This window comes from Streptomyces sp. NPDC003247, from assembly GCF_042888135.1.
Lineage (GTDB): Bacteria > Actinomycetota > Actinomycetes > Streptomycetales > Streptomycetaceae > Streptomyces.
On sequence record NZ_JBIAPF010000015.1, the window covers coordinates 149884 to 163602 of the forward strand.

A 13719-nucleotide genomic window follows, 5' to 3' on the forward strand; every position below is an offset into this window, starting at 1 on the left:
TCCGATGACGGCCCGTGCGTTCCGCGCTACCGTCCGCCCGTGAACAACAGCATCTCCCCGCGGCGGCCGACGACGTGAACGACGAGGACACCGTCGGGACACGACCGCACCACGGGACGCGACTCCGCCAGGTGGACACCGTGGAGGCGCCGTCCGACGCGGCGGACCCGGCGCCGGACCCGGTCGACCCGACCCCCGCAGACCCGACTCCCGCGGACGCGACGCCCGCGGACCCGAATTCCGCAGGTCTACATCCCGCGGACCCGGCCCCCGCAGATCCGGCCCTCGCAGATCCGACTCCAGGCCCGGCCCCCGCGCCCGGCCCCGCCGACCCGGAGCCGGCCGCGGCCCGCACCGCCCGAAAGGGCCCGGGCCCCTTCACCCTGCTGGTGCTGCCGGGCCTCCTGACCCTGTCGGCGATCGCCGGTTTCCTCGCCCTGACGGGCGGCCTCCCCTCGGACTGGACCGAGGGGGAGGAGCCGGGGACGAGCACCGTGAACGGCGTCAACGAGAGCTATCTGCCCTGGCTGCGCAAGGCCGCCGCGAGCTGCACGGTCGTCACCCCGTCCGTGCTCGCCGCCCAGATCGACCAGCTCTCCGGCTGGCAGAACGACACCGGCGGCGCCTCCGGCGAGCAGGGCATCGCCGGTTTCACGGACGCCGAGTGGCGGACCTGGGGGAAGGACGACGACGGCAACGGCCGCTCCTCGCCCCGCGATCCGGCCGACGCCGTCATGGCCCTGGGCCGACAGGACTGCTCCCTCGCGGGCGAGGTCACCGACCTGCGCACCGAGGGCACCGTCACCGGCGACCTCGTCGACCTGACCCTCGCGGCGTACGCGGTGGGCACCGACGCCGTGACCGAGGCCGCGGGCGTGCCCGCCGGAGCGAAGACCTACCTCGCCGAGGTGAAGGAACTCCTGCCGCGCTACGAGGCGTTCGACCAGGAGACCTCGACCGGCGGCGGCACGGCGGACGCCATCCTGGCCGCCCCCCTCGGCACCGCCCTCACCGTCACCTCTCCGTACGGCTCCCGCGAGCACCCCCTCACCGGCGTCACCAAACTCCACACCGGTATCGACTTCGCCGCCGCCCAGGGGGCCGCGGTCCTCGCCGCCCGCGACGGCCAGGTCGTCTTCGCGGCCATGACCAAGGCGTACGGCAACCGCGTCGTCGTCGACCACGGCAGCATCGACGGCAAACGCCTGGAGACGACGTACAGCCACCTCTCCGCCCTCGACGTCAGCGTCGGGCAGAGCGTGCAGACCGGGACCCTCCTCGGCCGGGCGGGCTCCACCGGCCTGTCCACCGGCCCGCACCTGCACTTCGAGGTGATCTACGACGGCTACTACACCGATCCGCAGCCCTGGCTGGCCTCGGACGGCTGAGACGGCTGAGACGGCTGAACCGGCGGACCGGCCGGGCGGCTGCCGCGGGGCGCCGGCGATCCGCCGCGTCCCCGCGTCAGCGCAGCACCGCCTCCCAGGTGTCGACGGCGTAGTGGACGCTCATCCCGCTCCGCGCGTACAACTCGGGGGCCCCGGTGGCGTTGGAGGTGTCGACGCCCAGCCCGACCGTGTCCCGCCCGCGGGCGGCGAACGCCGCGAAGGCCTGCCGCAGCAGCAGCCCGGCCAGGCCGCGCCCCCGGGCCTCGCGCAGGACGCCGATGCCGCGGATCCAGCCCATGGCCTCGCGGTCGTCCCGCGCGAGCAGGAACCTGGCGTCACCGAGGTCGTCGGTGCCGGCGATCCACACCAGCGACCAGTCGAGCCCGCCGGCGTCGATGTCGTGCAGCCACTGCTCGTACGCGCGGGGCTGGAAGTCGAAGTGCTCGGCGAAGCTCGACTGGTACAGCCCGTGCACGCGCAGCCGGTCGGCCTCGGTGGTACAGGGCCGCACCCGGACGCCCGGGGGGAGGGCCGGCGCCGCGTCGGCCGCCGGGTCGAGAGGCCGGCGCAGGACGTGGTAGCGCCGTACGACGGACCAGCCCCGGTCGAGGATCAGGCCGGTGTCGAGCGTGGGCCTCGTGTTGAGGTGCAGGTGCACCACGGCCCGCGCGACGCCGTTCTCGCGCGCCTTGCGCAGCGCGCGAGCCTCCATCGACTCCAGGACGAGCCGTCCGGCCCGTTGGTGGTCGGGCAGGACGTAGTGGTCGACGTCGATGCGCTCGCCGCCCGACTCGTCCCACAGCAGCCCGTAGGCGACCAGCCGGTCCCCGTCGAAGGCGAGCCAGGAGTCCTGCGCCAGGTCGGTCTCCGGGTGTTTCAGGTCGGCCTCGACGGTGTGCAGGTCCGTCTCGGGCCGGCCGATTTCGATCACGTCTACCGCAGTGAGCAGGTCGGTGACGGCGGGCGCGTCGGCGAGCGTGGCGGGACGCAGGACGTAGGACATGGCGTCAGATTCCGGGGCGGTGAGCCCGCCCGCGACGGAATTTCCCGGGCGGCTCCGGCGCTCGGGGGAGTCGCCCTCGACATGAGGGGCGCAGAGTTGGCCGTCGTGTGCCCTGTACGCGCCCCCGCGACTGTGGGCACAATCCGGTCTGCCAGTGATCACTTGGCGGAGGAATCGGTTCCGTTCCGTCACCGTCCCGGGAAGGCAGGTCGGTTGTCGTGTTGGTGCGTCTTCCCACCTCCATATCGGAAGCGCAGGAGTGCCTCGCGGAAGGGGCCGTCCCGGTGGGCGGTGCCACTCTGGTCTGGGCGACCTGGCAACGGGACGGCTTCCCCGAACTGGCCATGTCCCTGCGCCATCTGCCCGAGGCCACCGTCGTCGCCCGCGGGACCCTGGGCTCGGCCGTCCTGCTGAGCCGCGTCGACGACACCGTGCCGGAGGTGCTGCGGCGGGCGGCCGGCACGATCGGCACGGGTGCCGTACGCCGTGCGGCCACGGTCGGCGGCAACATCGTCGGCAGCACCCTGCGCTGTCTGCTGCCCCCCGCTCTCGTCCTCGAAGCCCGCGCCACGGTCCTGGAGGCCGACCGGGTCCACGAGACCGACCTCGCCGAAGTCGTGGCCAAGCGTCAGCTGCTGCTCTCGATCAGCTGGGACGAGCCCCTGGTCACCGGTTACCGCAAGCTGGCCGCCGACCCGGGCGGGGAGCCGCCCTTCGTAGTGGCCGCCGCGGTCCACGCCGACGCCGACGGACACAGGCGCCTGCGGGTGGCCGCCCGTGACGGCTACGAGGTGCTCAGCGCGACCGTCCCCTGCGACGCCGGCGGCGACGAGGTCCTCGACGCCCTGGAGGGCACGGACCTCGGCGCGCTGGACCCCACCGCCCGGGCGACGGTGCGTGACCAGGCCAAGGAAGTCCTGGACCGCCTGGCCGACTGAGCCCCTCCGCCTGGCCGACTGCCCCCCTCGGCCTGGCCGACCGGCCGCCGTTGCCTGGCCGACTGAGCCCCTCCGCCTGGCCGACCGACCGCCTCCGCCTCGCCGGCTTGCTCCCGCCGCCTCGCCGCCGGACGCCCGCTCCCTCGCGGGACGCGCGCCCCCCAGGGCTCTGCGTCGCCGGGGACGCGCCGGGTATACGTACGCCGCCGGCGGGTCGGGGACCCGCCATGACCCTCATGGACGCGTGACGAGGAGGCGGACGTGCTGCACGGACCGGTGGCGGACGGCAAGGTGACCGAGGGCGGGGTGACCGAGGGCGGGGTGACCGGCGGCGGGACGGACGCCGTCGAGGCCCGCAAGCAGCGGCTGCGAAGACGCCTGGAGCGGCTCCTCGGCATCGCGGCGACGGAGGGCAACGAACTCGTCCCGCTGCGCAACGGCGACGCCATCTTCCCCGCGATGCTGTCGGCCATCCGGTCCGCGCGCCACACCGTCGACATGATGACCTTCGTGTACTGGCGCGGCGACATAGCCCGCGAGTTCGCGGACGCGCTCGCCGAACGCGCCCGCGCCGGCGTGCGGGTGCGCCTGCTGCTGGACGGCTTCGGCGCCAAGGAGATCGAACAGCGGCTCCTCGACGCCATGCAGGACGCCGGGGTCCAGGTCGCCTGGTTCCGCCGTCCGGCGCGGCTGTCCCCGCTGAAGCAGAACCACCGCTGCCACCGCAAGGCGCTCGTCGTGGACGAGGACACCGCCTTCACGGGCGGTGTCGGCATCGCCGAGGAGTGGTGCGGGGACGCCCGCACCCCCGCCGAGTGGCGGGACACCCACGTGCGGGTGCGCGGACCGGCCGTCGACGGCATCGCCGCCGCCTTCGCCCAGAACTGGGCCGAGTGCCACGACACGCTCTACGACGAGCGCGACCTGTTCACCGAGCACGAACAGCCGGGCCGCGCCACGGTCCAGGTGGTCCGCGGCTCGGCGAGCTTCGGCTGGCAGGACATGCAGACGCTCGTCCGCGTCGTGCTCACCTCCGTCGAGGAACGCTTCCGGCTGTCCACGGCCTACTTCGCTCCCGACGCCTACTTCGTCGACCTGCTCGCCGCGACCGCGCGGCGCGGCGTCGCGGTGCAGATCCTGATCCCCGGCCCGCACACCGACCAGCGGGCCTGCCGGCTCGCCGGACAGCGCCACTACCAGACGCTGCTGGACGCGGGGGTGGAGATCAGGGAGTACCAGCCGACCATGCTGCACACCAAGATCATGACGGTGGACGGCGTTGCCTCGCTGATCGGTTCGACGAACTTCAACCGGCGGTCGATGGAGCACGACGAGGAGGTGATGCTCGCCGTGCTGGACGAGCACTTCACCGCGGAGCTGGACGACGACTTCGACCGGGACTGGGCGCGCGGGGAGGCCGTGGACCCCGTGCGCTGGCGCCGGCGTCCGCTGGCCCAGCGGGTACGGGAGGCCGCGGTGACGCCCGTCCGGCGGTTCCTGTGACGTCCCGCCCGCCGTCCGGCGTGTCGCGGACCGCGCCGCGCGGCCGGCCCGCACGGCCGGCCCGTGACACGCCGGGCCCGTGAGCGGCGGCCGCACGGCCCCCGGGATCACGTCTCCCGCAGCGGCGTGTACACCTCCGGCCCGAGTCCGAAGGTCCAGGCGACCCCCTCCCGGGCCGTCCGCGTCGACGGCGGGACCCTCAGCCAGTACGTGCGCCGGCTGCCGTCCGGCTCCGGCGTGGAGTTGAGGACCTCCACCATCACGACCGGTTCGTCGCCGTCGAGGTCGATCCGCCACAGCGTGCCCGTCCCGTCCCGGTGCAACGGGCGCGCCCCGGAGTCGGCGAGGTAGCGCTCGTAGCCGTAGTGCTCGAGCATCACGCGGCGCAGCTCCGCGTTCTCCTCGGCGCGGATCCGCTCCGGGGTCAGCGTGCGCAGCTCCGCGAGGAAGGCGGCCGGCACCGGCATGCCGCGCCAGGCATGCAGGGCGAAACCGTCCGGGTAGGCGAGCGCCGGGCCGTCCCCGCGGTCCAGTCGGCCCGCCTCGTCACGGTGCAGCGCCACGGGCCGCTCGCACACCACGGCCACCCCGGCGAAGGGCCACCACCAGCCGGCGCTGCGGCACACCTCGGCCAGGCCGGACAGCGGGCCGTCCCGCGTGGGGAACGCGGCGAGCCACGGCGCGTCGTGCTGCCCCAGTACGGCGTCCAGCAGCAGCAGCCGGATCCCGGCCTCGTCCGCGCGGCTGGCGGCCGGATCCTCCAGCACACCCCGGCGGATCCGCTCCACGAGCGCCTGCGTGGACTCCCACAGCCGGCCACCGGTCGCAGCCCAGTGCGCCGACCAGCCGACGGCACCCAACGCGTCGTGCAGCCGCTGCCGTTCCAGCGCCCACGGGGCTGTCCGCACCGCCTCGCGCACGCTGGGACCCCGGTCCGCCAGGCCCCGTATCAGCGTGACCGCCTCCCGCGGCGATCCGGCCCACACCACCCGCTCCGGCTCCGTCAGACCGGCCTGCCGGTAGGCCCGGCGGACACCCGCCTCGGCCCGCGCCCGGTCGGCGGGCCCCGTCGCCGCGGCACACGCCCGCCAGAACCCCACACCGTCGCCGGCGGTCCCCGCGTCCGGTCCGGCGGCCGGCACGTCCGTCATGGTCATCCGTTCCTCCGTCACCCTCTGCCCCGTCCCCTCAGTCCGCCACGATCCGCACGGAACCGGGCACGTACTCCCGCTGCCGCACCACCCGGTACCAGCCCCGGGGAAGGGGGATCGCCGCGTGCTCCTCGTGGACCACCCGGCCGCCCTGCGGCAGGTGCAGCAGCAGCGGCCCGAACGGACCCGGCTCCCGCACCAGTTCCCCCGGCCCGACCACCGCGTGGGCATGGCCGGTGACCTCGCCCAGCGCCAGCACCAGCCGCCCCCGCCCGTCGCGCGGCTCCCGGGGAGCGGTGCCCACGTGCGGCGGCACCGCCTCCTCGGCCACGGGCACGATCAGCACGTCTCCCTGCCGGTACACGACGTCCTCCCCTCCGGCCGGCACACCGTGCGCCGACCCCATGACGACGACCGTAGGGGCCGCCACTGACAACGCCCCGAACGGCGGCCCCGGCCCGCCGCGTTGTCAGTGCCTGTTGGTAGAACTGCCGTCGTCGCACGACGCACCCGCATCTCTCCACAGGAGCAGCCGCATGACCATCGGTGACCACCTCCACGAGCTGTACCGGCTGCCCGCGTACACCTTCCCCGGCCCCGACGAGCAGACGGACGACCTGCCCGATCCGGACGCCGTCGCCTGGCGGATCACCAGCGACGTGCGCAACGCCGACGAGGCGTGGCCGCGGGCCCTCGCCCGGTTCTGCGCCGCCGTCGACACCACCCGCGTGCGCGCCCTGATCGTCGGCGCCTGGCAGGGGGCGTACGAATCCGCCCCCGTCACCGTCATCGAGGCGCTGGTGGCCGCCCGGGACCGCTTCCCCGCCCTGCGGGCGCTGTTCCTCGGCGACATCGTCATGGAGGAGTGCGAGATCTCCTGGATCAGGCAGACCGACGTCACCCCCCTGCTGGCCGGCTTCCCCGACCTGGCGGAGTTCGGCGTCCGCGGCGGATCCGGCCTGCGCTTCCCCGCCCTGCGCCACACCGGCCTGCGCCGGCTGACGATGGAGACCGGAGGCCTTCCCGCGGAGGTCGTCCGCGGCATCGCCGCGAGCGACCTGCCCGCGCTGCTCCACCTCGACCTGTGGCTCGGCACCCCCGACTACGGCGGGGACGCCGAGGTCGCCGACCTGGAGCCGATCCTGTCCGGCGCCCGTCTGCCGCGCCTGCGCCACCTGGCCCTGCACAACAGCGAGATACAGGACGCCGTCGCGACCGCCATGGCCTCGGCCCCCGTGGTCGCCCGCCTGGAGGTGCTGGACCTGTCCATGGGCGTCCTGACCGACGAGGGCGCCGCCGCCCTCCTGGCCGGCCAGCCCCTGACCCACCTCAAGAAGCTCGACCTCCACCACCACTTCCTCAGCGAGGACCTCGAGGAACGCGTCCGCCAGGCCCTGGAGCCCGCCGGCGTGGACGTGGACCTCGACCGCGACGACGCCGACGAGGACGAGGACGAGGACGGCACGGTGTGGCGGTACGTGGCCGTGGGGGAGTGACCACCCCACCACGCCCCCCATGCGCAGACCCGTTCCCACCCCCGCGCCCCCGCGGCGCCCGCCCGCCGAGGAGACGCCATGCCCCGACCGGTCCCTGACCCCGGGCCGCGTTTCGCGCTCGTGGGCAACCCCGAGAACCGCCGGGTCGCCCTCTTCACGGACGCGGTGCGCGCCGCCGGGCTGCCCGCCCCGCGCGTCGTCCCCTGGACGGACGTACTGCGCGCCGGCGGCGCCCGGTTCGACGCGGACGAACTCGTCCGCGTCGACTCCCCCGGGGAGAACGCGGACGTCGACCGGCTGCTGCGCGGCGTCCACGACCCCACCCGGGTCGAGGGCTCGGCCCGCTGGTACGCCGGATTCACCGCCGCGCTGCGGGGCCTGCGCGGCGGCATCCGCCTCGCCGACCCGGACGACATCGCCGTGCTGTTCGACAAACGGCGCTGCCACGCCGTCCTCGACACGGCCGGCGTCCCGGTCCCGGCCTCGCCCACCTCGGGCCCGGGGGCCGCACCGGTGCGCGGCTGGGACGACGTACGGGCGGTGATGCGGGAGCACCGGATGCCGAGGCTGTTCGTCAAACCCGCGCACGGCTCGTCCGGGTCGGGCGTGCTCGCCGTGGAAGCGGGCGGGCCCGGGCGGATCCGGGCCACCACCTCCGTCGAACTCACCCCGGACGGCCGCCTGTTCAACTCCCTCAAGGTGCGCCGCTACGAGGACGAACGCGACATCGCGGCCGTCGTCGACGCGCTCGCCCCGGACGGGCTGCACCTGGAACGCTGGGTGCCCAAGGCCTCCCAGCAGGGCCGCGCCGCCGACCTGAGGGTCGTCGTCGTGGCCGGCCGGGCCACCCACGCCGTCGTCCGCACCAGCCGCACCCCGCTGACCAACCTCCACCTCGGCGGCCGCCGCGGCGACCTCGACACGGCCCGGCAGGCCGTCGAGGCGGCGGGCGCGCGCTGGGCCGACCTGCTCGGGGTGTGCGAACAGGCCGCGGCCTGCTTCCCCCGCACCCTGTGCGTCGGCGTCGACCTGCTGCCGGCCGTCGGCTGGCGCAGCGGCGCCGTCGGCGAGGTCAACGCCTTCGGCGACCTGCTGCCCCGGCTCACCGGCCTGCCCGGCAGCGGCGCCGAGGGCCTCGACACCTACGCCGCCCAGGTCGCCGCCGCCCTGCGCGCCCACGCCCCCGCGCACCACCGGCACGGACACAGAACAGGAAGCCCGCATGCCCTCGCCCTCCCCCACACCTGAGCCCCCACCGCCCCCTGCCACCCGCGACACGCCCGACTCGCCGCCGCCCGGCGCCGTGCCCGAGCCCCCGCTGCCCGCTGCCGGCCGCACGCCCGGCTCCCCCCGGCCCCGCGCCGGCCGCACACCCGGCGCTTCCCGGCCAGGTGCCGACCCCGTGCCCGACACCTCGCCGCCCGCCGCCACCGTCCCCGACAGCCCGCCCTCCACCGTCACCGTCCCCGACACCCCGCCGCCCGCCGCCACCGTCCCCGACACCCCGCCCTCCGCCGTCACCGACCCCGTGACGGCACCGGGGGGCGGGCCGGACATGAACGAGATCGTCGGCAGCCACGACATCCTCCTCGTCACCCTCGACACCCTGCGCTTCGACGTCGCCGCCGAACTGGCCGAGGCGGGCCGCATCCCCCACCTCGCCCGCCATCTGCCGGGCGGCCGCTGGGAGGAGCGACACGCTCCCGGCAGCTTCACCTACGCCTCCCACCAGGCGATCTTCGCGGGCTTCCTGCCGACGCCGGCCACCCCCGGCCCCCACCCGCGCCTGTTCGCGGCGAGCTTCGCGGGCAGCGAGACCACCGCCGACCGCACCTTCGTCTACGACACCCCCGACCTCGTCTCCGGCCTCGCCCGGGCGGGCTACCGCACGGTGTGCGTCGGGGGAGTCGGCTTCTTCAACCGGCAGGGCCCCCTCGGCTCGGTGCTGCCCGGCCTCTTCCAGGAGTCCCACTGGGCACCGGAGTTCGGCGTCACCTCGCCGCACTCCTTCGAGAACCAGGTGGCCTGCGCCGAACGCGTCGTCCGCCGGCTCCCCGCCGAGCAGCGGCTGTTCCTCTTCGTCAACGTGTCCGCCCTGCACCAGCCGAACTGGTTCCACCTGCCCGGCGCCACCCGCGAGGCCGGCGACACCCGGGAGACCCACGCCGCCGCCCTGGAGTACGTCGACCGGCACATCGGACGCCTCTTCGCCGCCGCGAGCAGCCGCCGCCCCTGCTTCGCCGTCGTCTGCTCCGACCACGGCACCGCCTACGGCGACGACGGCTACACCGGCCACCGCCTCGGCCACGCGTCCGTCTGGACCGTGCCCTACGCCCACTTCCTCCTCGACCCCGCCGAGGCCGCCCGATGACCATCGCCCCCGGGCCCACCCGCACCAGCCCGTACCAGAGCTACGTCTACGCCTACCCCCACAAGACCGCCTACCGCCGCCTGGCGGACCGCCCCGCCCTGACGGACCTGTGGGCCGCCGAACCCAAGGACGCCCTCTCCCTCTACCTGCACATACCGTTCTGCGAGGTCCGCTGCGGCTTCTGCAACCTCTTCACCCGCATCGGCGCCCCCGACGGCCTCACCGGCGCCTACCTGGACGCCCTCGAACGCCAGGCGGCCGCCGTACGCGAGGCCCTCGGGGAGGGCGACGAGGTCAGGTTCGCCACGGCCGCCTTCGGCGGCGGCACCCCGACCTTCCTCGCCGCCACGGAGCTGGAGCGCCTCTGCGACATCGCCGAACACCGCATGGGCGCCGACCTGCGGGCCGTCCCCCTGTCGGTCGAAGCCTCCCCGGCCACCGCCACCGCCGACCGGCTCGCCGTCCTCGCCGACCGCGGCGCCACCCGGCTCAGCCTCGGCGTGCAGAGCTTCGTCGACTCGGAGGCCCGCGCCGCCGTACGCCCGCAGCGCCGCGCCGACGTGGAGGCGGCCCTCGCCCGCGTCCGCGACGCCCGCATCCCGGTCCTCAACATCGACCTCATCTACGGCATCGACGGCCAGACGGAGGAGACCTGGCGGCGCTCGCTGGACGCCGCCCTCGCCTGGCGCCCCGAGGAGCTCTACCTCTACCCCCTCTACGTCCGCCCCCTGACCGGCCTCGACCGCCGCCGCCCCGGCCCCGACCCCGCCTGGGACGAGCAGCGGCTGCGCCTGTACCGCACCGGCCGGGACCACCTCCTCGCCCACGGCTACACCCAGCAGTCCATGCGCATGTTCCGGCGCGCCGACGCCCCGCCGCAGGGCGCGGACGACTACGCCTGCCAGACCGACGGAATGATCGGCCTCGGCTGCGGCGCCCGCTCCTACACCGCCGCCCTGCACTACTCCTTCGACTACGCCGTCGGCATGCACGAGATCCGCGGGATCGTCGACGACTACGTCTCCCGCCCGGCCGCCGACTTCGCCCACGCCGAGTACGGCCGCCGCATCGACGCCGACGAGGCCCGCCGCCGCCACCTCCTCCAGTCCCTCCTCCAGGCCGACGGCCTGCCCCTGGCGGACTACCGCGCCCGCTTCGGCGGTACCCCCGCCGACGACTTCGCCCCCGAACTCGCCCGGCTCGCCGACCGGGGCTGGCTGACGGACGACGACCCCGGCACCCTCCGGCTCACCCCCGAAGGCCTCGCCCACTCCGACGCCGTCGGCCCCGAGCTGTTCTCCCCGGCCGTCCGGGCCGCCATGGCCGCCTACGAGAGGAAGTGACGGCCCGCATGGACCTGACCCTCCTCTACCGCGGCCCCCTCGCCTCCTGCGACTACGACTGCCCCTACTGCCCGTTCGCCAAGCGGCGCGACAGCGGTGCCCGGCTCCGCGCCGACCGCGCCGCCCTCGAACGGTTCACCGCCTGGGCCGCCGACCGCACCGACGACCGCCTGTCGATCCTGTTCACCCCCTGGGGCGAGGGCCTGGTCCGCTCCTGGTACCGGCGCGCCCTGACCGAGCTGTCCCACCTGCCGCACGTCCGCCGGGTGGCGATCCAGACCAACCTCAGCTGCCGCACCGACTGGCTCGCGGACGCCGACCCCGGCACCGTCGCCCTGTGGTGCACCTACCACCCCGGCCAGACCCCCTACGAGCGGTTCCTCACCAAGTGCCGCGACCTCACCGCACGCGGCATCCGCTTCAGCGTCGGCGTCGTCGGCCTCCCCGAGCACCTGGAAGCCGCCCGCCGACTGCGCGCCGACCTCCCCGACCACGTCTACCTGTGGGTGAACGCCGCCGAGGGCCACACCTACCCGGACGCCGACGCCGCCGCGTGGACCGCCCTCGACCCGCTGTTCCCCTACAGCCGCCACCCGCACCGCAGCGCCGGCCTGCCCTGCCGCACCGGCGAGTCCGTGATCTCCGTCGACGGCGACGGCACCGTACGCCGCTGCCACTTCGTCCCCACCGCCCTCGGCAACCTCTACGACGGCTCCTACCGCGCCGCCCTGCGCCCCCGCCCCTGTCCCCAGGCTGTCTGCGACTGCCACATCGGCTACGTCCACCTCGAGACGCTGCCCCTGTACGACGTCTTCGCGGGCGGCGTCCTGGAGCGCGTCCCCGCGGCCGGCCCCCGCGGCGGGCCCGTCGACCTGCCGTTCCCCGCACGGGCGGGCGCCGGGGAGGTTTGATTTTGCGCAACCTGTCAACCGGAAGGACATGACCCAGTCGACACAGGAGACGGAACACAAGTACGACGTGCCGGCGTCGGGCGGCTTCCCCCGGCTCTCGGCGCTGACCGGCGCGGGCAACGGCACCTCACTGGTCGACGCGGGCACCCACGACCTGGACGCGGTGTACTACGACACCGCCGACCTGCGGCTCACCCGGGGCTCCGCCACCCTGCGCCGCCGCACGGGCGGACCGGACGCCGGCTGGCACCTCAAGCTGCCGCTGGGGGACGACACCCGCGACGAGATCCGCGCGCCCCTCCAGGAGGAGGTCCCCGGCCGGCTGCGGGACCTGACGCTCTCCCGGACCCGTGGCGCCCCCCTCGCCCCGGTGGTCCGCATCCGCTCCCACCGGACCGCGCGCGACCTCCTGGACGCCGACGGCACCCGCGTCGCCGAGGTCGTCCTCGACCGGGTCGAGGCCGACTCGCTGCGCCCCGGCGGCGGGCACACGGCGTGGACGGAGCTGGAGGTCGAACTCGCCGAGACCACCGACCCGGCCGTCCTCAAGCGCGTCGACAAGGCACTCGGCAAGGAGGGCTTCACCCTGCTGAAGACCCCGTCCAAGCTGAGCCGCGCCCTCGCGGAGACCGCTCCGCGCGGCGGCGCGGACACGCGGACGCCGGCGGACGCCGAGCCCGCACCCGACCGGCCCGCCGAGCTGCCCCCGGGGTCGGCCGGGGCACAGGTGCTCGCCTACGTCCACGACCAGGTCCGCACCCTCGTGGACCTCGACCCGGCGGTCCGGCGCGGACTGCCGGACTCGGTGCACCGGATGCGGGTCGCCTGCCGGCGCCTGCGCAGCTGCCTGCGCTCCTACCGCTCCCTGTTCGACCGCGGGGTCACCGATCCGCTCCGGGAGGAGCTGAAGTGGCTCGGCGGCGAACTCGGTGCCGAACGCGACCAGGAGGTACTGCTGGAGCGGTTGCGCGGACACGTGGGCGACCTGCCCCCCGAACTGGTCCTCGGCCCGGTCTCCGCCCGCCTCCAGGCCTGGGACGCCCACCGGTCGGCCGAGGCCCGCGCACGCACCCTCGCGGCGCTCGACTCCGCCCGCCACCTGGCCCTCCTGGAGTCACTGGACCGGCTGGCCACCCACCCGCCCCTGCGCGCCCAGGGCTCCCGCAAGGCGGCGAAGGTCCTGCCCGGGGCGATCGGGAAGGAGCACGACCGGCTCGCCCGACGCGTCGCACGCGCCGGCCGGACGTCCCCGGGCCCGGACCGCGACGCCGCCCTCCACGACGCCCGCAAGGGCGCCAAACGCCTCCGGTACGCGGCCGAGGCGGCCCGTCCCGCCCTCGGCAAGCCCGCACGGCGCATGGCCAAGCGCGCCAAGGCGGTGCAGAAGGCGCTCGGTGACCACCACGACAGCGTCGTCGCCCGCGACACCCTGCGCCGGCAGGCGGTGGCCGCCCACGCCGCCGGCGAACCCGGCTTCACCTGGGGCCTGCTGCACGGCCGCGAACAGGCCGTCGCCACCGATCGGGAACGGGAGCTGCCGGATCTCTGGCGACGGGCCTCCCGGCCCCGCCTGCGCAAGGCACTGCGCTCCTGACGGGCGGCACGCGTGCCGCCG

Annotated in this window: 12 protein-coding genes; 9 read left to right on the plus strand and 3 right to left on the minus strand. The window is 75.3% G+C overall.

What is annotated here, in order from left to right; translation table 11 throughout:
• The first annotated feature begins 140 nt into the window (after positions 1 to 140).
• On the plus strand, positions 141 to 1388 hold the full coding sequence (locus tag ACFYWQ_RS37000; RefSeq protein ID WP_389523154.1) for a M23 family metallopeptidase: 1248 nt from the start codon (positions 141 to 143) through the stop codon (positions 1386 to 1388).
• Positions 1389 to 1464: 76 nt separating this feature from the next.
• On the opposite strand, the gene ACFYWQ_RS37005 is transcribed toward ACFYWQ_RS37000, so the two are convergent.
• Complete coding sequence (locus ACFYWQ_RS37005) at positions 1465 to 2391, minus strand: GNAT family N-acetyltransferase (protein ID WP_389522990.1); 927 nt, start codon at positions 2389 to 2391, stop codon at positions 1465 to 1467.
• Between the two features lie 218 nt (positions 2392 to 2609).
• Here ACFYWQ_RS37005 and ACFYWQ_RS37010 point away from each other — a divergent pair, with 218 nt between their 5' ends.
• Together ACFYWQ_RS37010 and ACFYWQ_RS37015 are read left to right on the plus strand one after the other, a co-directional pair.
• A complete protein-coding gene (locus ACFYWQ_RS37010) occupies positions 2610 to 3329 on the plus strand; it encodes an FAD binding domain-containing protein (protein ID WP_389522992.1) in 720 nt (239 codons plus the stop codon).
• Positions 3330 to 3650: 321 nt separating this feature from the next.
• Positions 3651 to 4832 (plus strand): phosphatidylserine/phosphatidylglycerophosphate/cardiolipin synthase family protein, encoded by a 1182-nt coding sequence (locus ACFYWQ_RS37015; protein ID WP_389523157.1) that lies wholly within the window; start codon positions 3651 to 3653, stop codon positions 4830 to 4832.
• A gap of 107 nt (positions 4833 to 4939) precedes the next feature.
• Here ACFYWQ_RS37015 and ACFYWQ_RS37020 read toward each other — a convergent pair whose 3' ends face one another.
• Positions 4940 to 5983, minus strand: a complete 1044-nt coding sequence (locus ACFYWQ_RS37020) for a DUF6745 domain-containing protein (RefSeq protein WP_389522995.1) — start codon at positions 5981 to 5983, stop codon at positions 4940 to 4942.
• A gap of 37 nt (positions 5984 to 6020) precedes the next feature.
• Entirely contained in the window at positions 6021 to 6347 is a 327-nt protein-coding gene (locus ACFYWQ_RS37025) for a hypothetical protein (protein ID WP_389523160.1), read from the minus strand.
• Positions 6348 to 6519: 172 nt separating this feature from the next.
• Between ACFYWQ_RS37025 and ACFYWQ_RS37030 the strand changes: the two genes are divergently transcribed.
• From ACFYWQ_RS37030 to ACFYWQ_RS37055, 6 genes are all read left to right on the plus strand, one after another.
• Entirely contained in the window at positions 6520 to 7479 is a 960-nt protein-coding gene (locus tag ACFYWQ_RS37030; protein WP_389522997.1) for an STM4015 family protein, read from the plus strand.
• 78 nt (positions 7480 to 7557) lie between these two features.
• Entirely contained in the window at positions 7558 to 8727 is a 1170-nt protein-coding gene (locus ACFYWQ_RS37035; RefSeq protein ID WP_389523000.1) for an STM4014 family protein, read from the plus strand.
• Positions 8728 to 9034: 307 nt separating this feature from the next.
• Positions 9035 to 9850 carry an STM4013/SEN3800 family hydrolase gene (locus ACFYWQ_RS37040; protein WP_389523163.1) on the plus strand — a complete coding sequence of 272 codons (816 nt, stop codon included), beginning with the start codon at positions 9035 to 9037 and terminating at the stop codon, positions 9848 to 9850.
• Entirely contained in the window at positions 9847 to 11193 is a 1347-nt protein-coding gene (locus tag ACFYWQ_RS37045) for an STM4012 family radical SAM protein (protein ID WP_389523003.1), read from the plus strand. The genes ACFYWQ_RS37040 and ACFYWQ_RS37045 overlap by 4 nt, the downstream gene beginning before the upstream one ends.
• A gap of 8 nt (positions 11194 to 11201) precedes the next feature.
• Positions 11202 to 12104, plus strand: a complete 903-nt coding sequence (locus tag ACFYWQ_RS37050; RefSeq protein WP_389523006.1) for an STM4011 family radical SAM protein — start codon at positions 11202 to 11204, stop codon at positions 12102 to 12104.
• A 28-nt stretch (positions 12105 to 12132) separates the two neighbouring features.
• Positions 12133 to 13698, plus strand: a complete 1566-nt coding sequence (locus ACFYWQ_RS37055) for a CHAD domain-containing protein (protein WP_389523009.1) — start codon at positions 12133 to 12135, stop codon at positions 13696 to 13698.
• Positions 13699 to 13719 lie beyond the last annotated feature (21 nt).

Excerpts from the sequence above, each read along its gene's own strand:
- ACFYWQ_RS37020 (WP_389522995.1), bottom strand. The coding sequence starts at position 5,983 with ATGACGGACGTGCCGGCCGCCGGACCGGACGCGGGGACCGCCGGCGAC.
- ACFYWQ_RS37030 (WP_389522997.1), top strand. The coding sequence starts at position 6,520 with ATGACCATCGGTGACCACCTCCACGAGCTGTACCGGCTGCCCGCGTAC.
- ACFYWQ_RS37005 (WP_389522990.1), bottom strand. The coding sequence starts at position 2,391 with ATGTCCTACGTCCTGCGTCCCGCCACGCTCGCCGACGCGCCCGCCGTC.
- ACFYWQ_RS37045 (WP_389523003.1), top strand. The coding sequence starts at position 9,847 with ATGACCATCGCCCCCGGGCCCACCCGCACCAGCCCGTACCAGAGCTAC.
- ACFYWQ_RS37040 (WP_389523163.1), top strand. The coding sequence starts at position 9,035 with ATGAACGAGATCGTCGGCAGCCACGACATCCTCCTCGTCACCCTCGAC.
- ACFYWQ_RS37035 (WP_389523000.1), top strand. The coding sequence starts at position 7,558 with ATGCCCCGACCGGTCCCTGACCCCGGGCCGCGTTTCGCGCTCGTGGGC.
- ACFYWQ_RS37055 (WP_389523009.1), top strand. The coding sequence starts at position 12,133 with ATGACCCAGTCGACACAGGAGACGGAACACAAGTACGACGTGCCGGCG.
- ACFYWQ_RS37050 (WP_389523006.1), top strand. The coding sequence starts at position 11,202 with ATGGACCTGACCCTCCTCTACCGCGGCCCCCTCGCCTCCTGCGACTAC.